The sequence below is a fragment of the Enterococcus sp. FDAARGOS_553 genome, from assembly GCF_003812305.1.
GTDB classification, from domain to species: Bacteria; Bacillota; Bacilli; order Lactobacillales; family Enterococcaceae; genus Enterococcus_D; species Enterococcus_D gallinarum.
The window spans coordinates 1,324,085-1,349,845 of record NZ_CP033740.1; the positions used below are offsets into that span (position 1 = coordinate 1,324,085).

At 42.1% G+C, this 25,761-nt stretch carries 24 protein-coding genes; 18 read left to right on the forward strand and 6 right to left on the reverse strand.

The window, feature by feature from the left end:
• Positions 1-12 precede the first annotated feature (12 nt).
• The 11 genes from EGX73_RS06875 (at position 13) to EGX73_RS06925 (ending at position 12,797) form a co-directional block, all read left to right on the forward strand.
• Positions 13-687, forward strand: a complete 675-nt coding sequence (locus EGX73_RS06875) for an ABC transporter ATP-binding protein (protein ID WP_003128471.1) — start codon at positions 13-15, stop codon at positions 685-687.
• The gene (locus EGX73_RS06880) at positions 680-2,176 is read left to right on the forward strand and encodes a PASTA domain-containing protein (protein ID WP_003128472.1); all 1,497 of its coding nucleotides are present in this window, start codon (positions 680-682) and stop codon (positions 2,174-2,176) included. The genes EGX73_RS06875 and EGX73_RS06880 overlap by 8 nt, the downstream gene beginning before the upstream one ends.
• Positions 2,177-2,477: 301 nt before the next feature.
• Positions 2,478-4,217, forward strand: coding sequence for an ABC transporter ATP-binding protein (locus EGX73_RS06885; RefSeq protein WP_021149056.1), 1,740 nt, complete (start codon positions 2,478-2,480; stop codon positions 4,215-4,217).
• Positions 4,156-6,078: an ABC transporter ATP-binding protein gene (locus EGX73_RS06890; protein ID WP_197081171.1), complete on the forward strand. Its 1,923-nt coding sequence runs from the start codon at positions 4,156-4,158 to the stop codon at positions 6,076-6,078. The genes EGX73_RS06885 and EGX73_RS06890 overlap by 62 nt, the downstream gene beginning before the upstream one ends.
• A gap of 112 nt (positions 6,079-6,190) precedes the next feature.
• Entirely contained in the window at positions 6,191-6,685 is a 495-nt protein-coding gene (locus EGX73_RS06895; RefSeq protein ID WP_003128475.1) for a methylated-DNA--[protein]-cysteine S-methyltransferase, read from the forward strand.
• 157 nt (positions 6,686-6,842) lie between these two features.
• Positions 6,843-8,336: a phosphoglucomutase gene (locus EGX73_RS06900; protein ID WP_005472834.1), complete on the forward strand. Its 1,494-nt coding sequence runs from the start codon at positions 6,843-6,845 to the stop codon at positions 8,334-8,336.
• A 21-nt stretch (positions 8,337-8,357) separates the two neighbouring features.
• Positions 8,358-8,564, forward strand: coding sequence for a hypothetical protein (locus EGX73_RS06905; protein WP_003128478.1), 207 nt, complete (start codon positions 8,358-8,360; stop codon positions 8,562-8,564).
• Positions 8,565-8,710: 146 nt separating this feature from the next.
• Positions 8,711-9,385 carry a response regulator transcription factor gene (locus tag EGX73_RS06910; protein WP_003128479.1) on the forward strand — a complete coding sequence of 225 codons (675 nt, stop codon included), beginning with the start codon at positions 8,711-8,713 and terminating at the stop codon, positions 9,383-9,385.
• Between the two features lie 8 nt (positions 9,386-9,393).
• Positions 9,394-10,419 (forward strand): HAMP domain-containing sensor histidine kinase, encoded by a 1,026-nt coding sequence (locus EGX73_RS06915; RefSeq protein ID WP_041119852.1) that lies wholly within the window; start codon positions 9,394-9,396, stop codon positions 10,417-10,419.
• A gap of 97 nt (positions 10,420-10,516) precedes the next feature.
• Positions 10,517-11,383, forward strand: coding sequence for a GRP family sugar transporter (locus EGX73_RS06920; RefSeq protein ID WP_003128481.1), 867 nt, complete (start codon positions 10,517-10,519; stop codon positions 11,381-11,383).
• 22 nt (positions 11,384-11,405) lie between these two features.
• On the forward strand, positions 11,406-12,797 hold the full coding sequence (locus EGX73_RS06925; protein ID WP_029487307.1) for an APC family permease: 1,392 nt from the start codon (positions 11,406-11,408) through the stop codon (positions 12,795-12,797).
• 133 nt (positions 12,798-12,930) lie between these two features.
• Here EGX73_RS06925 and EGX73_RS06930 read toward each other — a convergent pair whose 3' ends face one another.
• Positions 12,931-14,124 (reverse strand): toxic anion resistance protein, encoded by a 1,194-nt coding sequence (locus EGX73_RS06930; protein ID WP_003128483.1) that lies wholly within the window; start codon positions 14,122-14,124, stop codon positions 12,931-12,933.
• Between the two features lie 98 nt (positions 14,125-14,222).
• Entirely contained in the window at positions 14,223-14,870 is a 648-nt protein-coding gene (locus EGX73_RS06935) for a 5-bromo-4-chloroindolyl phosphate hydrolysis family protein (RefSeq protein WP_003128484.1), read from the reverse strand.
• A 213-nt stretch (positions 14,871-15,083) separates the two neighbouring features.
• Between EGX73_RS06935 and EGX73_RS06940 the strand changes: the two genes are divergently transcribed.
• Positions 15,084-15,662 (forward strand): NUDIX hydrolase, encoded by a 579-nt coding sequence (locus EGX73_RS06940; RefSeq protein ID WP_003128485.1) that lies wholly within the window; start codon positions 15,084-15,086, stop codon positions 15,660-15,662.
• Complete coding sequence (gene macP, locus EGX73_RS06945; RefSeq protein ID WP_003128486.1) at positions 15,655-15,951, forward strand: cell wall synthase accessory phosphoprotein MacP; 297 nt, start codon at positions 15,655-15,657, stop codon at positions 15,949-15,951. Before EGX73_RS06940 ends, macP begins: the two co-directional genes overlap by 8 nt.
• Positions 15,952-16,050: 99 nt before the next feature.
• Here macP and EGX73_RS06950 read toward each other — a convergent pair whose 3' ends face one another.
• Positions 16,051-16,656, reverse strand: coding sequence for a class I SAM-dependent methyltransferase (locus EGX73_RS06950; RefSeq protein ID WP_003128488.1), 606 nt, complete (start codon positions 16,654-16,656; stop codon positions 16,051-16,053).
• A 121-nt stretch (positions 16,657-16,777) separates the two neighbouring features.
• On the opposite strand from EGX73_RS06950, the gene EGX73_RS06955 reads away from it, so the two are divergent.
• Genes EGX73_RS06955 through EGX73_RS06965 form a run of 3 tightly spaced genes read left to right on the forward strand, consistent with a single transcriptional unit; the run spans position 16,778 to position 18,355 of the window.
• Positions 16,778-17,473 carry a 5'-methylthioadenosine/adenosylhomocysteine nucleosidase gene (locus EGX73_RS06955; protein WP_003128490.1) on the forward strand — a complete coding sequence of 232 codons (696 nt, stop codon included), beginning with the start codon at positions 16,778-16,780 and terminating at the stop codon, positions 17,471-17,473.
• An 18-nt stretch (positions 17,474-17,491) separates the two neighbouring features.
• Positions 17,492-18,037: a cysteine hydrolase family protein gene (locus tag EGX73_RS06960; RefSeq protein WP_003128491.1), complete on the forward strand. Its 546-nt coding sequence runs from the start codon at positions 17,492-17,494 to the stop codon at positions 18,035-18,037.
• Positions 18,038-18,055: 18 nt separating this feature from the next.
• Positions 18,056-18,355 carry a hypothetical protein gene (locus tag EGX73_RS06965; protein WP_003128494.1) on the forward strand — a complete coding sequence of 100 codons (300 nt, stop codon included), beginning with the start codon at positions 18,056-18,058 and terminating at the stop codon, positions 18,353-18,355.
• 219 nt (positions 18,356-18,574) lie between these two features.
• Here the strand turns inward: EGX73_RS06965 and EGX73_RS06970 are convergent, their stop codons facing one another.
• Positions 18,575-20,467 (reverse strand): M13 family metallopeptidase, encoded by a 1,893-nt coding sequence (locus EGX73_RS06970; RefSeq protein ID WP_123866839.1) that lies wholly within the window; start codon positions 20,465-20,467, stop codon positions 18,575-18,577.
• A gap of 157 nt (positions 20,468-20,624) precedes the next feature.
• Between EGX73_RS06970 and EGX73_RS06975 the strand changes: the two genes are divergently transcribed.
• Together EGX73_RS06975 and EGX73_RS06980 are read left to right on the forward strand one after the other, a co-directional pair.
• The gene (locus EGX73_RS06975) at positions 20,625-21,173 is read left to right on the forward strand and encodes a C39 family peptidase (RefSeq protein WP_005472825.1); all 549 of its coding nucleotides are present in this window, start codon (positions 20,625-20,627) and stop codon (positions 21,171-21,173) included.
• 72 nt (positions 21,174-21,245) lie between these two features.
• A complete protein-coding gene (locus EGX73_RS06980; protein ID WP_005472824.1) occupies positions 21,246-22,211 on the forward strand; it encodes a ribose-phosphate diphosphokinase in 966 nt (321 codons plus the stop codon).
• A gap of 63 nt (positions 22,212-22,274) precedes the next feature.
• On the opposite strand, the gene EGX73_RS06985 is transcribed toward EGX73_RS06980, so the two are convergent.
• Together EGX73_RS06985 and EGX73_RS06990 are read right to left on the reverse strand one after the other, a co-directional pair.
• Positions 22,275-23,294: a LacI family DNA-binding transcriptional regulator gene (locus EGX73_RS06985; RefSeq protein ID WP_003128498.1), complete on the reverse strand. Its 1,020-nt coding sequence runs from the start codon at positions 23,292-23,294 to the stop codon at positions 22,275-22,277.
• Positions 23,295-23,408: 114 nt separating this feature from the next.
• The gene (locus EGX73_RS06990; protein ID WP_005472823.1) at positions 23,409-25,673 is read right to left on the reverse strand and encodes a glycoside hydrolase family 65 protein; all 2,265 of its coding nucleotides are present in this window, start codon (positions 25,671-25,673) and stop codon (positions 23,409-23,411) included.
• Positions 25,674-25,761: the final 88 nt, after the last annotated feature.

Here is a 25,761-nt window from a genome sequence, read left to right on the forward strand (position 1 = left end):
GGGGAAGAAAAAATGGCTTTGTTGGAAACAAAAGAAGTAGATTACTATTATCAAGATGGCGATCAGCGGCGCTATATTTTGAAAGAAACATCGGTGGCGTTTGAAAAAGGCAAGTTTTATGCCATTTTAGGACAGTCAGGGTCAGGAAAAACCACATTTCTCTCTTTGATCAGTGCGTTGGATACACCTAAAAGTGGCGCTGTTTTCTTTAATGGAGAAGATATTCAAAAAATCGGACATGAGAAATATCGCCGAGACGATATCAGTATCATCTTTCAAAGTTACAATTTGATTCCTTACCTGTCTGCGGTAGAAAATGTTCTAGTCCCAATGTCGATCACGGATAATCAATTGCCGGAGAACCAGCGGGAAGTCGCATACAATTTATTGGACTATATTGGGATCACGAAAGAAAAAGCAGATCGTTTAGTCAATCAGTTGTCTGGTGGGGAACAGCAACGGGTGGCAATAGCTCGTGCACTGGCGACGAATGTTGATATTATTTTGGCAGACGAACCAACGGGTAATTTAGATGAAGAAATGGAACAGGAAATCATCGATATTTTTAAAGATTTGGCTCATATGCATAACAAATGTGTGATTGTTGTGACCCATGCGAATGAAATCGCCCAACAAGCAGACGAAGTACTCTATTTGCGTAAAGGTGTGTTGAATAAAGATGAGTGATTTTTTATCAAATTTCAGTCCTGGTAATTACGATGGCAAGAAGCAAAGCTCTCCTAAAGAAACTGAGTTTGACGAAAAAACAGAGCGTAAAGCAGAACCAATTCCAGATTCTCAGACATCTGATCAGGGCGCAGGAGAGAGTAAAGCTGCAGCAGCATCGGATCCGAAGGAAATGAAGCGAAGAACGCGCAAGGAAACTAGCTCTTCTCAACCGGTCAGTCGGTTCGGAAAAGAAGAGACAGAGTTTGATCCAACTTATCGCAAGCGGCAGCGTAAAAAATACGCGCTGATCGCTGGTGCTGTCATTGTGCTGATTGCCATCAGCAGTGTGGTGTATTATCAATTGACTCATGTGAAGGTTCCTGATTTTGCTAAGAAAGATTTATCCGAAGCCCGAACATGGGGCATGGAAGAAGGCGTGGCGATCAAAGTCGATCAAGTGTATGATTTTGAGGTAGAGACCAATCGAATCGTTAGTCAAAGTGTTGCTGCAGATCAGAAGATCAAAAAAGGCAAGACTTTGACAGTCAAAGCAAGCCTAGGTCCTGACCCAGAAGAAATGATCGAGCTGCCCGACTTTTCGTCACTGACTACCGAAGCGGCAAAAGAATGGATCGAGAAACAAAAGGCAGAAAATATCTCGTTGATCGAACAGTATGACGACAAAGTCGAAGCAGGTGTATTCATCAAACAAGAAGCAGCAAATAAAGAGCAAGATCTCAAAGCTTATAAGCGCAAAGATCGCTTAAGCATCTATTATTCAAAAGGAAAAGAAGTCTTCGAGAAGAACATCGAAGTTACTGATTTTACAGGGAAAAACAAAGGTGAAGCTCAAGAGTGGGCTAAGAAAAATGAATTGAAGTACAAAGAAGAAGCTGTTTTTTCTGATACAGTTGCTCTAGACGTCGTGGTTTCCCAAGAACCAGTCAAAGGCAGCAAATTGGCCAAAAAGGATCAATTTCTTGTCAAAGTTTCTAAAGGGAAAGCATTAGTTGTTCCTGATTTCTCACAGTATACCATCGAGCAGGCAGAGGGGCTAGAATCGAAGATACCGATTCAAGTCAAGACAGTTTATTCTGATCAAATCGGTTATGGCAATTTCATCAGTCAGTCGGAAGAGGCGGGCAAAGAATATAGTGACAGCGATACATTGCCAACAGTGAAAGTGGTTTATTCACTGGGGCAACCGTATTTGAAGGATATCCGGCACCAAGCAACGGAAGGCGATCTGCCAAAAATGTTCTTTGATGAGTACAAATCGAAAGGTGCTTCTGTATATTATGATGTCTACTATGTAGATTCAGCAGAACCAAAAGGAACAGTTGTGGAGATGAGTCGTTATGGTGAATTTATTCCATTGGAAGTATCGATCACCATCGGGATTAGTCGCGGAAATCTGCAAGGCGAGACCGAATCATTACCGGTCAGTCCTGAGACAGAAAATGTAAAGGATCCGCTAGAAACAGTCAACAGTGCCACTACCGAATGAGACATTTAGCAATCGGGCCCGTAACAAAGCTACAGAACCCAAGCAATAAGTGAGTGAACTATCTAAATGAAGTGTGTCTTCTGTTTGTCGACAATGACAGACTGAAACAGAAGGATCTACCTGCATTTAGATAGTTTTTCTTTTTTTTTACTTGGATTTTGAAAAATGGAGAGAGTTTTTTTGTTATCAAGTAATCACAGGTTTTCAAGCATGCATGCTTGAAAACCTTTTATCGATACGGTACAGTTGAATTGATAACCAGTCAATAAGCAGTATTTTACATAGAGAAGGGACGAAAGAAATGATCAAAAAATTACTAGCAAATGTTGGCGATTATAAAAAAGCCAGCCTATTGACACCGGTCTATGTTGCCGGCGAAGTGGCGCTAGATGTCATTATGCCACTGATCATGGCAATGATGATCGACCAAGGAATTGAAAAAGGACACGCGGGCGTCATTTTGCGCTATGGCGGTCTGCTTTTTTTGTGCTCATTATTGGCACTGATGCTAGGAACTTTAGGAGGACGAACAGCTGCGATTGCTTCTGCCGGTTTTGCTCGAAATCTTCGCCACAATCTTTTTAGCAAGATTCAGGATTTTTCTTTTTCCAATATCGACCGTTTTTCTTCCTCTAGTTTGATCACGAGAATGACCACCGATGTGACTAATGTGCAAAATGCTTACCAAATGATTATCCGAATCTTGGTGCGCAGTCCATTGATTCTGGTTTTCTCACTGATCATGGTTAGCACGATCAGTCCAGAATTGATGCTGGTTTACCTAGTCGTCTTGCCAATTCTAGCCATCGGACTTGCTTTAGTGATTCGCTTTGCTCATCCGCTTTTCTTGAAAGTATTTCGGATCTATGACCGTTTGAACAACGTAGTCCAAGAAAATCTTCAAGGAATCCGTGTGGTCAAGTCCTACGTCAGAGAAGAGCAGCAAGAAGAACTTTTTGACGAGGTGTCAAATGATGTCTACCGCAACTTTACGCTAGCACAACGAATCGTCTCGTTCAATATGCCTTTGATGCAATTCTCGATCTATAGCTGTATGTTGCTGTTGTCTTGGTTCGGTGCCCAACTGATCGTTGAGCACAGCAGCTTGACGACAGGGGAACTGGTTAGCATGTTCAACTATACTATGCAGATCTTGATGAGTTTGATGATGATGTCAATGGCATTTGTTCAGATTCTGATTGCTCGTACTTCCGCACAGCGGGTGGTGGAAGTTTTGGATGAAGAAAGCGACTTGAAAAATCCGGCATCGCCATTGACAGAAGTCAAAGATGGTTCAATTGTCTTTGAAAATGCTTGTTTCAGTTACGCAAATGATCAAACGAGATTGGCATTGGAAAATGTCAACTTACGAATTGAATCCGGAGAGGTAATCGGGATCATCGGCGGAACCGGAAGTGCAAAATCAACGCTGGTCCAATTGATCCCCCGTTTGTACGATGTCATTGACGGTCGTGTTCTCGTTGGGGGACAAGATGTTCGCGCCTATGATTTGGCAGCATTGAGGGATCAAGTCAGTATGGTTTTGCAAAACAATGTCCTTTTTAGCGGGACGATCAGTGAGAATCTTCGCTGGGGAAACGCGGAAGCAACGGATGAAGAGATTCAGCGGGTAGCAAAAATTGCCCAAGCGGATCCTTTTATCCAAGAATTTCCTGATAAATATGACACATTGATCTCTCAAGGAGGAAATAATGTCTCCGGTGGACAAAAGCAGCGGTTAACGATCGCGCGAGCGCTGTTAAAAAGACCGAAAATTCTGATTCTGGATGACTCTACTAGCGCTGTTGATACAAAGACAGACCGTAGTATTCGAGCAGGATTGAAACAAGAAATCCCGGGAACGACAACGATCATCATTTCCCAAAGGATCAATTCGATCGAAGATGCCGATCGAATCATTGTGATGGATGATGGGAAAATCAACGGAATCGGAACCCATGAAGAATTATTAACTAGCAATGAAATTTATCGTGAAGTCTACGACTCGCAGCAGAAAGGATTTGGTGAAGGTGAAGAATAGACAAGCAGCAAATCCCCAGAGAACCTTGAAACGTCTGCTGGCGACCATGTTTGGCGATTACAAACTGCAGTTGATTATCGTATTGTTCATGATCTTGTTAAGTGCTTTTGCCAATGTTCGCGGCTCACTTTTTTTGCAAGTGGTGATCGATGACCATATCACTCCGCTGCTGGGACAAAGCAATCCTAACTTCAGCGGACTGCTGGCAGCTATTATTCAGATGGCAATTATTTATTTAATTGGGATCATTGCTGGTTTGACTTACAACTTTATGATGGTCAAAATCAGTGAGGGCACTCAGAAAAAAATCCGCGATCAGATGTTCAAACATATGCAAAAATTACCGATTGGTTATTTTGATGGCCATTCTGATGGTGATATGATGAGTCATTTCACCAACGATACGGATACATTACGGCAAATGATTTCTCAAAGTATTCCCAATTTGATGATGGCTGCCGTCACATTTTGCTCGGTTTTCATTGCGATGTTTTCCATTAGTATCCCATTGACTTGCTTTGTACTGGTTTCGGTCATTTTGATGCTGAATGTGATTCGGATCATCTCCCGCAAAAGCGGCCGCTTCTTTGGCGCACAACAACGGGATCTAGGCGCAGTCAATGGCTATATTGAAGAAATGATGCATGGACAGAAAGTTGTCAAGATCTTTAACCATGAACACGTTGTCATGCAGGAATTTGATGCTTTGAATGACCAGTTGCAATCCAGTGCTACAAAGGCCAATGTCAATGCCAATACATTGATGCCGATCATGATGAACTTGCTGAATGTTCAATACGTGCTGATCGCAATTATCGGCGGGCTCTTTGCCATCAATGGTGTCTCGGGACTAACCGTAGGGATGATTGCTTCTTTCTTACAGCTTAGCCGTTCGCTGAATGGACCGATCAGCCAAATTTCACAGCAGATCAACTTTGTGATCATGGCTTTGGCAGGTGCAGAACGTATTTTTCATTTGTTGGATGAGACCCCAGAGATTGATACAGGGTATGTCACGCTAGTCAATGCCAAATGGGAATCTGGCCATTTAGTGGAAACAACAAATCGTACAGGACTCTGGGCTTGGAAACATCCTCACGAAGATGGAACTGTTACGTACACAGAATTGACTGGAGATGTTCGTTTTGAAGCAGTTGATTTTGGGTATGTGGATCATCAAATGGTTCTGCATGACATCAATCTTTTTGCTGAACCGGGACAGAAAGTTGCTTTTGTGGGAGCAACGGGAGCCGGTAAGACGACAATCACTAACTTGATCAATCGTTTTTACAATATTCAAGAGGGAAAGATCCGTTATGATGGCATCAATATTCAAAAGATCCAACTAGAATCTCTGCGGCGCTCATTAGGGATCGTCTTGCAAGATACACATTTATTCACAGGAACGATTCGAGAAAATATTCGTTTTGGTAAACTGGATGCCACGGATGAGGAAGTAGAAGCGGCAGCAAAACTGGCGAATGCGGATATGTTCATCAATCATTTACCTGAGAAGTACGATACCGTAATCACGGGGGATGGCGAAGGGCTGTCGCAAGGACAGCGACAGCTACTAGCAATTGCCAGAGCGGCGATCGCCGATCCGCCTGTTATGATTTTAGATGAAGCGACTTCCAGCATTGATACGCGAACAGAGCGGATCGTCCAGTCTGGAATGGACCGGCTGATGCAAGGTCGGACAGTTTTCGTGATCGCTCACCGTCTTTCGACGATTCAGAATTCAGATGTGATCATGGTGATGGATCATGGTCGAATCATTGAACGAGGTACTCATGATACGTTATTAGCAGAGAAGGGGACCTATTACCAACTGTATACAGGAAAAATTGAGTTAGACTGATTTTTTCCCAGGAAATGAAGACCGGATTTAAGGGTCTTCGTTTTTTTTCTTGCTGCTGTGCTATACTAAAGAAAAACTATGAGGAGTAAGTGGATAGATAGGAGGAAATAGGATGCATTTAACGGTTTCACAGATCCAATTGAATGAGGAAATGTATGAACTGGGTGTCACTGATCAGGGGGCTGCTTATTTTGGTCGTTTAGCAGAACATGCAGAGTTGGCTCTTTTTTTCCCATATGCAGAAATTCGTGAATGTTCTCAGACACCAGAAAGGTATGCAAAGCCGCTGAAAGCCTATTTCGCCGGGGAGCCAGTAGCCTTCGATTTTCCTTTTGACTTTGTCGGTACACCGTTCCAACAAACTGTTTGGCAAGCGTTAACTGAAGTCCCTTATGGAACGACTGTCAGCTATAGTGAATTAGCGGCGAGAATCCAACGTCCTAGTGCCGTCCGAGCGGTTGCCAATGCTGTCGGACGCAATCCGATGATGATTATTGTCCCTTGCCATCGTGTCCTGGGAAAAAATGGTCGATTGACTGGTTATCGGGGAGGTTTGCCGATCAAGCGGAAATTATTACAGCTGGAAGGGATTCCTTTCAAGGACTGAGCGCATTTTTTCTGCAAAAATTTACTAGGTCTTCTTCTCGAATTTAGTGCTTCATAAATTGTTTGTTTAAAAGTAAAAAATACTAAAAAGGCGTTTCTTTTTATGCTACCTTTGATATAATGGAGTTGTTTCCGTTTACAAAAAAGGAGTGGAGAAGATGAAGCGAATGAAGTTGCAAAATGGTTCAGATATCCGTGGAATCGCGCTTTCGACAGCAGATCTTACAGCGGATTTAACAGAAGATGCAGTGAAAGAAATTGCTTCAGGTCTGCGGACCTGGTTGCTGCAGCGATATACGGAACCCTTAAAAGTGGCAGTTGGTCGTGATAGTCGTTTAAGTGGTGAAACGCTGCAGCAGGCGTTTATGAACCAATTGCGAATAGAAGGGATTACGGTTATTGATTGTGGGCTGGCTACAACACCCGCGCTATTTATGAGTACCCAGTTTGCTGATTTTGATTGTGATGCCGGTGTGATGCTGACAGCCAGTCATTTGCCCTATTACTTTAATGGAATCAAGATTTTTAGTAAATCTGGTGGTGCAGAAAAAGAAGATATCTCGTTTATCTTAGCACATCCTGAAGCTCATCCGGCTGACCAACTCGGCGAGTATTACCAACGAGACTTACTTACTCCCTATGCAGCAGATATGGTGACGAAAATTCGTCATGGGATGCAGACAGAAGAAGAACAGCCATTGGCTGGAATGAAAATCATTGTGGATGCTGGAAATGGCGCAGGTGGTTTTTTTGCAGAGCAAGTTTTAGTGCCGTTAGGGGCAGATACGAATGGTTCACAGTTTCTGGAGCCAGATGGACACTTCCCTAACCACATTCCTAATCCGGATAATAAAGAAGCGATGGCTAGTATTACGGAAGCCGTTTTACGAGAACAAGCAGACTTGGGAATCATCTTTGACACCGATGTCGATCGATCCGCTGTTGTGACCAAAAGTGGACAGCCGCTGAACCGCAACAACATGATTGCTGTTTTGAGTAAAATCGTCTTATCCGAACATCCGGCTGCGAGTATTGTCACGAATTCCCCGACCTCCACTCATCTAAAGACATTTATTGAATCGCTAGGTGGTCATCAAGTGCGTTATATTTCCGGGTATCGTAATGTTATCAACAAAGCGATCGCCCTTAACGAAAAAGGCATTAATGCTCAGTTGGCGATTGAAACTAGTGGACATGCAGCATTCAAGGAAAACTATTTTTTAGATGATGGTGCATATGTTATTGCGAAGATCTTGATGTTGCTGCCAACACTTCGTGCGCAAAATATCAGTTTGGAAGACTTGATCGCGGCGCTGAAACAGCCAGTTGAAACCCAAGAATTGCGTTTCAAGATCAATGATTCAGATTATCGCGCAACCGGGGAGAAGGTTATCGCATCGCTAGCGCATCATCTCCCATCGGGGTGGCAGATTGACAATGAAAATGAAGAAGGCATCCGTATACAGGTTTCTGCACCTTATGGACAAGGGTGGTTTTTGTTGCGGTTGAGTTTGCATGAACCATTATTGGTCTTGCAGATCGAAAATGACCAACCTGGACATTTGCCGGCGATCGTCCGCGAAATCAGTGAACGTTTGCTGCCGTTTGAAGCGATCGATCAGTCTGCAATCAAACAATTTTTAGAAAAATAATGAATAGAGAATGAAGGGTTAATGTTGGTATTTATTATGTTAGTGATCATGGCTGTCACTTATGGTGTGAATCTTTTTCTGATAGCATACATGAGAAAACGACCGCAGATCGATGTGGTAGAACGGTTGTCTATGTTACTGGGCGTCAATATGAGTGTCTTGTTTGTAGATGGGATCGTTTTATTTGTTGGAAAGTTATTATTAGAAGCAGCGATGATTATTGAATAGACAAAGAAACTCTTAGAGAGTCAGAGAAAAGGAACTTTTTTATCTGGCGGATTTGAGAGTTTTTTTAGCTTTTTTTAAAGCTGGGATTATCATTCGCTTTCGATTTAGATATTTGTTAAAGTAAAGAAGTGGAGGGGAATATTCAGATGGCAAAAATCATGGTAGTAGAAGATGAAGCAGTTATTCGCCAGCTGATCATCGAAGAACTTGAAAAATGGCAATTCGAAACATTTGGAACAACTGATTTTCATCAGGTTTTTGACGATTTTGAAGAGCAAGAACCGCAATTGATTTTGTTGGACATCAATTTACCGGTTTTTGACGGCTATTATTGGTGCCAGAAAATCAGAGAGACATCGAAAGTACCGATTATTTTTATATCAAGCCGTAATACGAATATGGATATGATCATGGCGATGAACATGGGGGCAGATGATTTCGTGACGAAGCCATTTGAGATCGATGTCTTGATTGCAAAAATCAATGCACTGCTGCGCCGTTCCTATAACTATGTCGAAAACAACAGCGAAACGCTGGTTCACAATGGGCTTACTTTGAATATCGACAACAGCAGCATGCAGATCAATGATGAAGTAATTGATTTAAGCAAAAATGAGTATCGATTATTATATATATTGATGAAGAATCACGGGAAGATCCTTAGTCGAGAAAAGCTGTTGCGAGCGCTCTGGGATGATGAACGTTTTGTTGACGACAATACATTGACTGTCAATATCAATCGCTTGCGTCGGAAGATTGAGCAAGCCGGTATGGATAATTACATCGAAACCAAAGTTGGACAAGGGTATATTGTGCCATGAACAAACCGATGTCATTCATTGCCTTCTTAAAAGACCGCTGGTTACTTCTGATTGGTTGGGTGATTTTTTTCTTGCTGATGATTCTAGTGATGTGGCTGACACCTGATTTCCCCATCGACTGGGGAACTGTTGGCTATCTTTTTTTGATGGAATCAGTCGTTCTACTGCTTTTTTTGGGCGTTTTTTATATTACTAAACGTCGTTTCTGGCAAAAGCTCACATTCCATGAGTCAGACAGTGTCTTACAAAACTATATTCATGGTGCGCGTTCATCAGAGGAAGAACTGGTTCAAAACTATATCAATCAGCTGATTCGCGAACACCAAGACTTGATGCAGCAAGTGATAAGCAATCAAGAAGAGCAAAAGGAATACATTGATTCTTGGGTCCATGAGATTAAAGTACCTTTGGCAGCGACGCGCTTACTGTTAAATTCGATTGAATTTGATATTCCAGATGAAAAGTATATTTTACTGGAAAACGAAGTGAATCGGATCAATGAGTATGTGGAACAAGTGCTGTATGTGGCACGTTTGGACAGTTTTTCCAAAGATTACCTTGTTCAAGAAGTGTCATTGAAAGCGACGATTCAGCCGGTTATTCGCAGTCAAGCCAACGTGTTCATTCAGAAGAATATTCACTATGCGATTAAAGGGGGAGACCAGCAAGTATTAACTGACGGCAAATGGCTGAGTTTTATTTTTCGGCAAATCCTCAGTAATGCATTGAAGTATACTCCGGAAAATGGGCGAATCATTGTCCAAATCCAAAAAGATGGGCAAGGAACGCGTCTTTCGGTAGAAGATTCTGGAATCGGTATTCCGGCAGAAGATCTAAGGCGAGTCTTTGATAAGGGATTTACTGGTGAGAATGGTCGGAAGACTGATATGCACTCGACAGGGTTAGGGCTCTATTTAGCCAAGAATCTGGCCAAAGAATTAGGAATTGAGTTAACGATTTCATCGGTTGTAGGAGAAGGGACAACCGTCACGCTTTACTTCCCTCTGCTAAGCTACTATCAAGAAAATCGCTAATGATTTTTTGAGAAATACCATTTAGTTCTTGTCTCTATACCGTTTTCACTGATACACTGAACCTTGTGTGTCAAATTGAATGATAAGGATGGATAAGATGAGTATAGTATTTGCTTTAATACCGATGTTTGCCTGGGGCAGTATCGGATTGGTCAGTGGAAAATTAGGTGGGGATGCGAATCAACAGACATTAGGAATGACAATTGGTGCATTCCTTTTTTCACTGATTGTTTTCTTTGTCACTATGCCGACGATTGATGGCTGGATCGTAGTGATTGGTTTGCTGTCAGGACTTTGCTGGTCAGTTGGTCAAAATGGTCAATTTCATGGAATGAAATATCTGGGCGTTTCGGTGGGGCTTCCGTTATCTACTGGTATGCAATTGATCTTAAATACAATTGCTGGAGCCCTTTTTTTTGGCGAATGGACGCAATCACGAGACTATTTGTTGGGAATCACCGCATTGATTTTATTAGTAACTGGTGCCTATTTGACCGCACGACAAGACGGGGAACAAATGCCTGAGACAGAAAACAAGATGTTGGATTTTCCTAGAGGCTTTCGTTCGTTGATTTCCTCAACAATTGGCTATGGTGCTTACACAATCATTATTACTTGGGCGGGAATTGACCCATTGGCAATTATCTTGCCTCAGAGTATAGGCATGCTGATTGGCGCTAGTTTCTTTGCTCTAAGAAAAACCAAAGTCAATCGGGCGGTCTGGAAGAATACATTATCAGGATTGTTGTGGGGAATAGGAAATGTTTGTATGTTGATAACAGTTCAACAGATCGGACTGGCCGTGGGTTTCTCGCTGTCACAGATGGGGATTATTATCTCTACACTGGGAGGCATATTCTTATTAGGGGAGAAAAAAACCAAAAAAGAGTTCAAATATGTGGTTTTTGGTTGCTTGCTTGTTATTTTTGGTGGTATCCTTCTAGGGTATATGAAAGCTGCATAAGTAGTGAAATTTAGGAGGATTTATGGATTTATTTCGTAAAAAAACTATTGAAGCCAGTCCCGTTAGTCATTTGAAAAAAGATTTGAAATTGAAAGACTTGATCATGTTGGGTATTGGCGCAATCATCGGCACAGGGATTTTTGTTGTGACCGGCGCGGCTTCTGCTGTATATGCAGGGCCAGCATTGATCTTGTCATTTGTCTTAGCGGCTTTTGTCGTTATCTTATCAGGGCTCTCATTTGCGGAGTTTGCTTCCCGTATCCCTGTATTAGGCGGTGCCTATTCGTATGTGTATGTTGTATTTGGCGAATTTGTTGCATGGCTCGCTGGCTGGTTTCTGCTATGCGAGTTTATGTTGGCAGTATCTTCGGTGGCCTCTGGCTGGTCCGGTTATGTCCAAGGGTTCTTGACAAGTATCGGTGTGCATCTGCCAAAAGCGCTGACTGCTGGCTATAATCCTGGCGAAGGAACGTACATTGATCTGATTGCAGGATTAGTGATCATTTTTGTGACGATTTGGGTAAGTCAAGAAGCCAAAAAAGCCTTGCGATTGAACAATGCTATGGTTTGGGTCAAATTCGGGATCATTGCGCTTTTTATCTTTTTTGGGGTATTTTTTGTGAAGCCAAGCAACTGGCAGCCGTTCATGCCTTTCGGATTTTCGGGCGTCTTTAATGGGGCGGCACTTGTTTTCTTTGCTTTTTTGGGCTTTGATGCGGTCGCAATGGCTGCGGAAGAAGTTGAAAATCCGCAAAAAGATGTGCCCCGGGGAATTATCGGTTCAATTGCGATCGCTACCTTATTGTATATCGTGGTCACGCTGATTTTGACTGGAATCGTTCCCTTTAAAGAATTGAATGTCAATGATCCGGTAGCTTTTGCCATGCGATATATCGATCACGGCTTAGTTGGTTCGGTGATTTCGGTGGGTGCCATTTTAACGCTGCTGACAGTGACGATTTCCATGATGTACTCATTAGCACGTTTGCTTTATGCTATCAGTAAGGATGGCTTGTTGCCAAAATCATTGCAAAAAATTAATCCTAAGCATAAGACACCGAAAAAAGCGACTTATGCAGCTGGAGTCGTCGCCTTCTTTTTTGCCGCAGCTTTTCCATTGAATATTTTGGCAGAATTAACGAATATCGTGGCATTGGCCTACTTGATCTTAATGTCGTTGGGGATCATCAAGCTGCGTAAAATGATGGGCATGCCCAAAAAAGGGGAATTCAAGGTGCCGCTTGTGCCAGTCTTGCCATTAGTTTCTGTTGCTAGCTGTTTGTTCTTGATGACGCGATTGCAGACAGCCACTTGGATCGTTTTTGGTATTACGATCGTCATTGGTTTGCTGATCTATTTTATCTATGGGTACCGCAATAGTGCATTGAATGAAGAAAACCAGCAAGAGCGTTAGTGTTTGCTAACGCTCTTGTTTTTGTTCATGTCTTGGCAGGAAACCAAAAGTGATGACACTGTAAAAAACGAGCCCCTGAGAGATTCCCAGAGGCTCGTTCAGCTAATAGAAAACAGTATTGCGTCTGCCTGAATTATTTGTTTCCAGTCAAGTCCAACAAGCGATCTTTGAGGTCTTCTTCCAAGTGACCCAATTCCACTTCGGCCGCTCGGCGTTTTTCTTTTCCTTCTTTTTGGATACGCAATGTTTCCTGAATTGTTTCGACAAGATCGTTTTGCGTTTTTTGCAGCGTTTCGATATCAACGATTCCTCGTTCGTTTTCTTTAGCTGTTTCGATCGCAGAGACCTTCAGCATTTCAGAGTTCTTACGTAAGAGATCATTCGTTGTTTCCGAAACTTGGCGTTGTGCAGTAACCGCATCTTTTTGACGCAATAAAGTCAGTGCGATAACGACTTGGTTTTTCCATAAAGGAATCGCTGTATTGACAGATGCCTGAATCTTTTCTGCTAATGCTTGGTTGGTATTTTGAATCAAACGGATCTGTGGTGCTTGTTGGATCGTGATCTGACGGGCCAAGCGCAAGTCATGGGTCCGCTTATCTAAGCGATCCAAAAATTGCGTATAGTCATTGGCGATCTGTACATCCATCTGATCATTCGTTTCTTGTGCTTTTTTCATTGCTTCAGGAATAATCGTTGTTTGTAGTTCTTGCATTTTTAACTCACCGGCAGCAATATAGATATTCAATGCATCGAAGTAATCTTTGTTTTTTTGGTAAAGCTGTTCCAACATCAAATTGTCTTTTAACAGACCGTCTTTTTCTTTGTCTAATTTAACAGCGATTTTATCGATTTGAGCACCGATTTTTTGGTATTTAGCGGTGATCTCAAAAATCGATTGTTTGACTTTGCCAAACATCCGTTTGAAGAGATTGCCTTCTCCTGCACGTAATTCATCTGGATTAGCTTCTTGCAGACGATACATCAACTCTGTCAATGAATCACCGACAGGTCCGATATCTGCTGCTTGCACATGATTCAGCATCGATTGAGAGAATTCTCCCAGCTTGGTTTGAGCAGCTGCGCCATAGGTAATGACTGCTTGTTGGTCGGTTGGATCAATCTTATTCGCTAACTCTTGTGCCTGTGCTTGTCGCTCAGGTGGTAATTTATCAATTAAGCGAGAGGCTTTTTGTTGTTCTTGCAAGGCATTGATCTCTGCCTGCTGGGTTGTCGTCAATGTATCGACAGGGGTTGCAAATGGATTATTCAATAGATCATCAAGAGTATCGTTTACTGGTTTAACTTGATTTGGTGTCTCCGTCATTCTAACTCCTCCTAAGTCTTGTTTCGAAAAAAATCTAGCCTGGGCTAGATTTTTTTTTTGGATCGCTTCATTCGAAGATCGAGCAAAGGAATCCATCCCTATTCATTATCTCGTTTTATGCTTTGTTTGGCAATGGATAACTCGATATCAAGATCATCTAAATCATCTGCCACAAACTGCTGATAATCTTTAGCGATCAACGAGGCCATTTGTTCAATGATTTGAGTGCTTTCTTCGATTTTTTCATAGGTTTCACGGCTTTTGATCTCATGTTCATTGATCTCAATGAATTTGTCTGTCAAATCAACCATGTTCGGCAAATGGGTGTAAAGAAAATGACTCGCCGAATGTAATTTCGTCGGTTCTTTGACCAACTCTTTGAACAGTGCTTTCGAAGCGCGTAATGCATCATGACGCAAGTCGATCGCTTTTAATTTATTGCTGCGGTTGATGTTTTTTTGTAAATGCTCGATCTGTTGTTTGGTTTGATTCATGGTTTCTCGGAACAGTTCGATTTCACTTGGAGACATACCGCTTTTCAAGTAATGCGCTTCTTTTTCTTTCGTCAGTATAGGTAACACATTGGGATTTGCTTCTACCTTACGCCCCTTCAGACCAATAAATACCAGAATCGCGCCAACGATCAGCAACAAGACAGTAAACAAATCAGTGCCTGTGGAACTGATAAAGGCAAAAAGTGTGATTACAGCGATCGCAGAAACGATCAGCCAAATATTTTTTTTCATTTTTCCTCCTCCTAAAATTCTTTGGACAAGTAATATAGGGATTGTTCGACATCCTTATTTTAGCATGTTCACTAGTAGAAAAATATCAGACTTGGGGTGGATTTTCCGATATTTAGTAAAATCATAATCTTTCTTGCTCTTTCTTAAGGAGATATTTTTGAGAAACTATGCTAAAGTATTTTGTAGAAAAGACGTTAAAGGTCAGGTGAAAAAATGTTAACCTATAAAGATTTTGAAGAAAAAACGATTGTCAGAAACGAGATTTTTCATGGAAAAATCATTGATGTCGTTGTTGATGATGTCGCATTACCAAATGGCGGTACTAGCAAACGAGAGTTGGTCTTTCATCCAGGCGGTGTTGCAGTGATCGCTGTGACAGAAGAAAATAAAATGATTTTTGTCCGCCAGTTTCGCAAGCCATTAGAGAAAGTCATTTTAGAGATTCCGGCAGGCAAGATCGATCCAGGAGAAGGTGCACAGCCCGAATTGACTGGTGCTCGTGAATTAGAAGAGGAAACCGGCTACCGAGCATCAACGTTGGAACATGTGCATTCGATGTATCTTTCCCCGGGCTTTGCTAATGAAGTGCTGCATTTGTTTCACGCGAAACAATTACAAAAAGTAGAGAACCCTCTGCCTCAAGATGAGGATGAAGTATTGGAAGTGTATGAATTGACAATGAAAGAAGCCAAAGCAGCAATCGCAGATGGAACGATCTGTGATGCAAAAACGATTTTTGCGATTCAGTTTTGGGAGCTTTTAGAATTGAAACGGAGGAACAGTCGTGCCTAAAGAACCACTGATCACCCGCTCTGAATTGCGTCGACGTCGTGAAGAAGAAATGGCTGCTTCTGAGCGAAACCAAAAGATCGTTGCTAAGCAAGCAAACAAAGAGTGGAAGCAAAAAGAAAAGCAAATCGACAATCATTATCGGAAAGTCCGTAAAAAAAATAAAGCGATCACTAAAACGAGAGCAGGAGAAAATCAGAAGTCCCGCAACTTGAATACTTTTTTGATCAAAGCAATCGTGGTAGTGGCATTGCTGCTGATCGTAGTTGCATTAGCGATCTTTTTGCTTTAAGGAACACGATTAATCGGGTTTAATTCGTTGATCAGCACATGTATCTAATCAAAAACCAGCACGCAGAGCATCAGCGCTCAGCATGCTGGTTTTTTTGTTTTATGGCTGGGATGGCTTAGCAGCGCTATATAGAAAAAGAGCAGCATCTTGCCCCATAAACAACTGTGGACCTTCAAAAAATGTTTCATAACTTACTGAATCAAAACCTACTGATTCTGCTAGTTGGAGCAGCGTGTCTTGCTCAAATCCATTGTGTACTTTAGGATGTGAGACGGATTGGTTTTTATTGAAATCAACGATGAACAAACGTCCGCCGGGTTTTAACAATTGATAAAGTTGCTGCAGTAAATGTTCTGTGTCGGGAATATGAAGCATTACCAGCGACAACAGAACGATATCTGCTTCTTCATGAATGGACTCCTTCGTTAAATCGTGGAGTGATCCAGAAACATTTGTCAGCCCTTGCTGGGTGACCTTCTGATCAACGATCGCCAGCATGCCCTCCGCAGTATCCCAAATCTGCAGTTGCTTGACTAAAGGGGCCAGCGGTAAACTAACAAGACCTGTTCCGCCGCCATAATCAATAAGAATTTGTTCACGGGCATTCATCAGTTGGGGTCTTACTGCTGCTGTAATCTTTTCAGCTAGAGCAATCCTTGGGGGTGTATCGTAATGGTCGGCCATTTTATTAAATATCTCAGACATAAAAACCTCCTTAATGGTCTGACAAAAAACTGTTCCTTTGAGTAAAACTAGTTTATCATAAAAGGAGAAAAAATGATCTTTTATTAAGATATAATGTATAGGATCGTCAGGAGGCTACAAGATGAAAATTGGTATTATCGGTGCAATGGATGAAGAAATCAAGATCTTGCGGGAAGCATTGGAAGCTCCCTTATCTTGGGAGCGAGCTGGAGCACTATTTATTTCCGGCAGTATCGGCAATCATGAAGTGATCGTTGTTCGATCTGGAATCGGGAAAGTTGCCGCTTCACTGACAACAAGTTTGCTGATTCAGCAATATGGGGTCAACATGGTGATCAATACTGGATCTGCTGGGGGAATCGGTGCTGGTTTAGCCGTCGGCGACCTTGTGATTTCAGAAAAACTAGCTTATTTCGATGTAGATGTTACTGGATTTGGGTATACATATGGGCAACTCCCAGGGGGAATGCCTTTGTATTTCGAGGCCAGTCGTTACTTGATCGGCGAAATGACCAAAGCCGCAGAAGCAACGAATCACAATGTAAAAAATGGCTTGATCGTAACAGGGGACAGCTTTATCAATGACGGACGTAAAGTACAAGAAATCCTAAGGCACTTCCCAGACGCTTTGGCTTGCGAGATGGAAGGTGCTGCAATCGCCCAAACAGCGAAGCAATTCAATATTCCTTTCCTTGTCGTAAGAGCCATCAGTGACACTGCGGATCATGCTGCAACAGTTTCCTTTGACGAATTCATTTTGGAAGCCGGCAAGCGCTCTGCAGAAATGGTGCTCGCCTTTGTTAAAAAGCTGAAATAAAATTGGAGGAGATCACAAATGAACGCATTACTCTCAATTGATTATACGGTCGATTTTGTAGCTGATACTGGTCGTTTGACGACCGGTCAAGCGGGTCAAGCGATTGAAACAACATTAGTAGATCATACCCAACGATTTATCGATCAAGGGGATTTTGTTGTCTTTGCCATTGATCGCCATGAAGCAGAAGATCCTTATCATCCAGAAAATCAGTTGTTTCCTCCTCATAATCTGGCAGGGTCAGAGGGACGGAATCTCTACGGGACACTAGCTGCAGTGTATGAAGATCACAAAGAAAAAGAAAATGTTTACTGGATCGATAAGCGCCACTACTCGGCGTTTAGTGGGACAGATCTTGACATTCGTTTACGGGAACGAGGCATTACTGCACTTTATTTGACTGGTGTCTGTACAGATATCTGTATCTTGCATACGGCTGTCGATGCGTATAACCTTGGGTATCGATTATTTATTTTCAAAGATGCTGTCGCAAGTTTCGATCCAGTCGGTCATGAATGGGCGTTGCGCCACTTTGAGCAGACATTAGGGGCTACTATTCTTTAAAAAAAGGAGCTGAGTGTAATGGGATTTATGGATCAATTAAAAGAACAGTTTAGTTTCAGTGAATTGACAGGATTGTATCAGTCCTATAAAAGCGGTGAATTGGATGTTGACAAGATTTTGAATGATACGTTCATGCAAAAGTATACCGATTTTGAAAATGTGGAAGCATTGATGACAAAACTAGGCATTCAAGATAAAGATCAACTCATGGACTTTATGAAAGATAGAAGCAACCGGTATCATGCTGACCAAGTCGTAAAGGACCATTCCCAATTTGATTCTCTAATCGAAATGATCAAAAAAGCACTAGGAAAATAAAATCACCGCCCCCGAAAAGTTAGCAGCAAACAGCTAACTTTTCGGGGGCGGTCTTAATATTGTATCTTTTGATGAAGGTGACGGCTGATTGTATTTCTGAACTACTTTGGCTAATGATGTGAGGTGAATCCTCTTTTTTTTTTTAAAGTTGCATCAACAAATGGACCAATGATTCATAACCAAACAGTTCGTAACAAATGCCTCGTAGCAAGCTGTATCTTACCAGATTTGAACACGGTCTTCAGGAGCCCGGTACATGCCATCTCCCGGTTCAATACCGAAAGTAGTGAAGAAGGAATCGATGTTTTGAACTTGGATGTTGGCCCGTAACTTGGCAGGGCCATGAACATCAATGGCCAGCAGCAACTGTTGATATTGTTCTTTGGCTTTTGTGCGCCAAATTTTTGCCCAATTGATAAAGAAGTCTTCTAGTGAGACGTCAGTTTCTTTTTCTGCTGCTTCTAGTGCACAGCTTAATCCACCAGCATCGGCAATATTTTCCGATACTGTCAAGGTGCCATTGACCGTTCCACCAGCAAATGGCAAGCCGTCGAATTCATTGATCATTTCTTGAGCCAATGTCTCAAAATGGGCCAGGTCCTCTGCTGTCCACCAATTATTCAGGTTGCCGAATTCGTCAAATTTGGCTCCGTTATTATCAAACGCATGGGAAATCTCATGAGCGATCACTGCACCGATCCCACCATAATTGGCACTTGCTGATTGAGAAAGACTGTAAAATGGTGCTTGTAAAATAGCTGCTGGGAAGACGATCACATTCTTGAAAGGATGATAGTAGGCATTGACTGTTGCTGCAGACATTTCCCACTCCTCGCGATCGACCGGTTTTTGCCATTTGCTAAAAAGATCTTCCCGGAAGATACGTCCAAAACGTAGTGCATTTTGTAACAATGATGCATCAGGGTCTGTGTGCAGTCGATCATAGATGGCTGGGATTTTGTCTGGATAACCGACATGGATTCCTAGTTTATTTAATTTAACGATTGCTTTTTGTTTGGTATGCTCGCTGAGCCAAGTATTGCTGGTCAAACGATCTTGATAGACGCCGATCATCGTTTCCACCATATGTTTTACATCATTTTTTGCTTTTTCACCAAAATACTTGCGACCATAATAATCACCGACGACTTGACTAAATTGGCCAATCGTCAGATAATAGGCGGCTTTTTCTTTAGGCATCGCTTCATCAACGCCAGAGAGGTACCGATTGTAGGCTCCGCCGAGTTGGCGTAGTTCTTCACTAAGATATCCAGTGTAGCGCAAACTTTGATGAACGATCATCCAGCTTTTCAATAAATCAAAGTGGGTAGGAGAGACAATGATATCGAATGCCTCAAAGTACTCAGGCTCAGTCACGATCAGCTCTTTTGGTTCGGCATTTAATAAAGCGGTTAATGTCTTTTTGAAGTCGAGTTGCGCCGAATGCTGTGCAAAGGTATCTAGACTTTGCGGATTGTAATTTTTGCTGTAATCGGCATTTTCTTCTGCACTGCGAACATGAGGAGCAATCAATTTATCAAAAGCCAGTGTTTGTTCTACCAGCGACTCTGCTTCGGATTGTGATTTCCCTAATTTCGTTAAGAGCGCAACAGCATTGTCGAAGAAAACTTGTAGTAACTCTTCTGCCTGCGGGTGGTCAGTATAATATGTTTTGTCAGGCAAGATCGTTGCTGGCGGATAGGCCAACAGTGTATTCATTTTCGCGTTTTTCATATCGGAGCCGATATCGAAAGCAAATGGTAGTTGGATGCCGTTAAGAATGAATTCAGGTAGCTGTGCATTTAACTCGTCATAAGACGCAAGGGTTTCGATTTTTGCCAAAATCGGCAAAACTTCTTGACCTGCGTTTTCATCACGGGTAGCAAAATCGCTTGCTAAGCGATAGAAAGCAACGGCGTCTTTCATTTTTCCTTTAGGAATTGCTAAAGGATCTGCCGCCATATTCTTGAACTCAGCCATCATCAACTGATCGATTCCGTCTACCAGATCTTGAAAACCTCCAGTTGCCGGTTTATCCGCAGGGATCACCGCTGATTCCAACCAATCGCCATTCACATAATCATAAAAATCATCTTTTAATAATGTTGTCATATGCTTCGCTCCTTTTTATGCTTTCTCCTATTATGGAACAAAATTTTCCAGTACGCAAAAAAAGTTTGTTTTTTTCTTAACGAAAAAGTTCCTTAGTGTCTAAACCGGCTGATTCCCGTGGTACTATTAAGATATACTTTGGTAAGGAGGAATGGCGATGGAAGAAAGAGAGAACATAGATACTTGGCAGGGAATACCAGAAGAACGATTCCGCCGCTACAAATCTTGGGTAACACCTTCCGGCTATTTGTGCGGAACTTATGCTGCCACCGTGTTTTTGGCTTATTATCAAGATTATATCGATGAGCAGATCATCCCTAAAACAGTGAGAAGGAAAAATCAGCTGCAGCCGGGCGCACTGACTGACATCTTGCGGCTCTTGATTCAACCTCATGGATTGCCAACGATTGCTTGGCAGGTGGCTCATGGACTATCACGCTTTTTCACTCATTTTGATCTACCTTATCGGGGGCGTGCCACAGTTTTCGGCGGCTGGCAGCGAGCCTGCAAACGGATCGATCAAGGCAAACCGGTGATCGTTGGTCTCTTGAAGCCTTTAGGAAGTACCTACGGCAATCACTGGGTAGTCGCATATGCTTATTTAGAAACAGAGACCGGACGTTATCTAAAAGTTCATGACAACTGGGGGAATTACAATCAAGTGATTCCAGCCAGCTGGATTAACGGAACTGTCTCGTTACCTTAAATTAATTTAATGAAAAAAGCACCTATAATGTGCTAGAATAAAAGAAACAATTCACTTCACTTGGAGGCAGACATGGGCGAAAGTTATAAAGATAGTTCATTGAAGATTTTCAGTTTGAACGGCAACAGACCGTTAGCCGAGAAAATTGCAAAAGTTTTCGGTACAGAGTTAGGTAAGTCAAAAGTAACACAATTTAGTGATGGAGAGATCGCGATCAATATTGAGGAAAGTGTTCGTGGCGATCATATTTTTATCATTCAATCAACCAATGAACCAGTCAATGATCACTATCTTGAATTGTTGATCATGATCGATGCCATGAAACGTGCAAGTGCCAAAACGATTAATGTGGTTTTACCGTACTATGCGTATGCAAGACAAGACCGGACGGCAAATCCTCATGAACCGATCACGGCAAAATTGATTGCCAATATGTTAGTGGAAGCTGGGGCGACACGGATCTTGACATTGGATCTGCATGCCGTGCAGGTGCAAGGCTTCTTTGATATTCCTGTTGATAATCTATTTACGATTCCGCTTTTCGCGCATTATTATCGCGAGAAAAAAATGATCGGAGACGAATATGTCGTTGTCTCTCCCAAAAATAGCGGAGTTCAGCGGACCCGCAGTTTAGCCGAATATTTAGATACAGCGATTGCGATCGTTGATCAAGATGAGGCAGATGGTGGCTATGTGATTGGAGATGTTGCCGGCAAAAAATGTATTTTAGTAGATGATATTTTGAATACAGGCAAAACATTGTCAAAGGCAGCAGATTTGCTAAAAGAAGCAGGAGCTAGTGAGATTTATGCGTGCGTCTCTCATGCGTTATTGTCACCACCAGCCAAAGATATTCTTGATCAATCTGTCATCGAAAACATTTGTGTCACAGATTCTTGTTGGACTGCCGAAGAACGGCATCCAGAACGGTTGTCTTACCTTTCTTGTGCAGAACTGATGGGCGAGGCTGTCAAACGAATCCACGAAAATACACCGATGAGTCCCCTGTTTCGGTTAGAAAGCAAAGAATACAAATAAGAAGCAAGAGAGTTCGGTTATTCTGGACTTTCTTGCTTCTTATTTGTCATGAGACAGTGCAATTTATGCTAAGTTATTGAGGTTCAAGACAGTCTCTCGTTTAATCAGCTTATGCGGGACGACAAGCTGAACCGCATTTGAACCTTCATGGTTTAATTGTGCCATCAAGCTTTCTGTGGCGATTTTTCCTAAGGATAAGACGTTGATGTCAATGCTGGTCAAGTAAGGATGGGTCAATGTAGCAAAAATCGAGTTATTAAAGCTGATCACAGATAGATCATCCGGAACTTTATACCCGAACATCGTTGCCAGTTGGATGATCCGAACTGCAAAAAGATCATCGATTACTACGATTGCCGTTGCTTCGGTCTCTTTGATCGTTGTCTCGAAATTGACATAGTCTTCTGCCTGTTCAAATGTCAATGCCGGATAAAAAGGCAGGTTGGCTAGCATCATTGCTTTTTGATAGCCAAAGAAACGTTCGAAATAGAGATTTTCGTGAGTTGTATTCGTAGCAAACAATATCTTAGAGTGTCCTTGGGAGATCAGATACTCTGTCGCTTGTTTTCCCAGCATTTGGTTGTCATTATCAACAAAAACGATATTTTGTTCATTGCTGTAAGGATGTCCAATCAATGTGAAAGGAACTTTTTTACGAACTAAATAATCAATGATTGGATCTTTTTCATCGGAATAGACTAAGATAAAACCATCCACTTGTTTTTGAAGGTGCATACGTTCCACATTTTTCAATAATGTATCAAAATCACGGGCAGAGGCAACCGCAACCGTCATTTGGTGGTGGCGAGCTTCTTCGTTGATGGCTTCGATCGTTTCTAAATAGAAAGGATTTCCTAGCCGTTCCTTTGAATCCAAAGGCGGCAAGATAACACCGATCGCGCTTGAAATCTGCTTGCCTAGATTTCGCGCAGCCAAATTTGGCACGTAGCCCATCTCAGCCATGATTTTGCGTACTTTCTTTTTTGTGTCTTCAGAGATACTAGGGTGATCATTCACGACCCGAGAAACAGTTGAAGTAGCGACGCCGGCTTTTTTGGCGACATCTTTGACAGTTACGCTCACTGTTTTCCCTCCTTTTTTAGCTTATAGTATCATAAAGTTGTGTTATTTTGGTAGCCGGAAAGAAAAGAAAGAAGAAATGCCTTCATTTCTTCTTTCTTGGTTTCTGATCAATAATTAAGCAATAGTTACTGAGACTTCTTCTTCCAACAGATGCTCTTTTCCATAAAGCTGAACCGTCAATGGCTCACCACTGATTTTCTTTAGTGTGACAGTTTCTTCTTTAACAGAAATGAATAATAAGCGTCCGCGATAATTGATATGGAAAGCATAGCTGTTCCAAGTCTTCGGTAGAAACGGGGCAAAACCTAGATGGGCATGGTCCGTCTTCATTTGGGCAAATCCTTGAACGATCGCTAACCAACTGCCAGTCATTGAAGTGATATGCAAACCATCGTCGGTATCATTGTTGTAGTTATCCAAATCTAGCCGAGCCGTTCGTTCATACATTTCCAGTGCTTTTTCTTCCATTCCCAGCTCGGCTGCTAAGATGGCATGGATACTAGGAGACAGGGAAGACTCGTGCACTGTCATTGGTTCATAGAAGTCAAAGTTGTTTCGTTTTTCCTCTTCTGTAAATTGATCCCCAAAGAAATAGATTCCTTGTAAGACATCCGCTTGTTTGATAAAGCAAGAGCGCAAGATTCGGTCCCATGACCAATTTTGATTCAATGGCAAGTTTTCTGGATCTAAATCAGTGACTGGCATCAAATCTTTGTCTAAGAAGGTATCGTGCTGAACGAAAATTCCTAAGTCTTGATCTTCTGGGAAATACATATTGTCAATGATATCCTGCCAGTAGTCTTGCTCTTTTTCTGGGATCGTTACGGTTGCTTCTGTGGCATATTCTTTATAACTTTGTAAAGTATAGCTCAAGACCCAGGTAGCCATCTTGTTCGTATACCAGTTATTGTTGATGTTATTCTCATATTCGTTGGGGCCGGTAACGCCATGGATCATATATTTTTGCTGACGTTTGGAATAATGGACACGATCTGCCCAGAAACGAGCGATGGCCGTTAATACTTCCAAGCCTTCTTTTTTCAGATAGCTCGTATCACCTGTGTAATTCGTGTAGTTATAGATGGCATAAGCGATTGCACCATTTCGATGGATCTCTTCAAAGGTGATTTCCCATTCATTGTGGCATTCGATCCCTGTAAATGTCACCATAGGATAAAGCGCGCCAGCCAAGCCTTGTTTTTGCGCATTGATATGGGCTTGCGGCAATTGATTGTGGCGATATTTCAACAAATTCCGAGTGATTTCTGGTTTCGCTAATGCCAAATAAAGAGGCACAGCATAGGCTTCTGTATCCCAATAAGTAGCGCCACCGTATTTTTCACCGGTAAATCCTTTAGGTCCAATATTTAAACGTTCATCTTCTCCATAATAAGTCGAGAAGAGTTGGAATAAATTGAAACGAATTCCTTGTTGCGCAGCAGCATCGCCTTCAATGATCACATCAGCTAGTGCCCAGCGGTCTTTCCAAGCATTGACTTGTTCTTGCCGTAAGTCTTCGTAAGGTGCGCTGTACACTTGGAAAAGCTCTGCAATTTTTGTTACTTGATCATGAGGATTGACATCACGACTGGTAACGATAATCACGTCTTTTTGTAAATGAAAGACAGCTCCTGTTTCTCCTGTAAAAGTAAACGCGTCAGCAATCGTCAATTCACTCGTCTCTGTGGATGCTGGCTCTTGACTATGACGCATTGCGGCAGTGACCGTGAATTGCTCAATGTCAAAGTTGTTTTCAATGGTACGGGTGGTCAGATAACGATAGTTGCCTGAGCTGCCGTGGTCTAATTCTTCCCAGAAGCGTTCTTCGTAATTACTATCTTCATTGCGGACATTATTGTCTAGTTTAGAAATGACTGTGATTTCTGCTGATCCTTCAAGGATTTCTGCCTGCATCGTGATTACCGCCATTTCTCGCTTGACGATACTTAAAAAGCGCTCAAAAGTAAATTTGACAGTTGCGCCAGCTAATGAAACTGTAAATGTCCGGCGTAAAATTCCTGTTTGCATATCCAGTTCCATATAAAAATCGCTCGGACTGATTTTCGCAAGATCAACAGCCTGATTGTTGATGAAAAGATCCATTGCAATGAAGTTAACAGCATTGATCACTTTTCCAAAATAATCCGGATAGCCATTTTTCCACCAGCCAACACGAGTTTTGTCTGGATACCAGACCCCTGCCAGATAAGTCCCTAGATGGTGATCGCCACTATATTGTTCTTCAAAATTACCCCGCATCCCCATGTAGCCATTTCCAATACTTGTAAGCGACTCTTGTAGTCGGCGATTTTCTTTATCTAAAGTAGTTGTTGCGATTTTCCAAGGATCGATATCGAACAAACGCTGGATTTTTTTCATAGGTTTTTCCTCCAAAATCTTTTTGATAACTCTATAATAAATGCAAACGATTGCGTTAGTCAAGCGTAAATCATTGGTTTCTATGCTT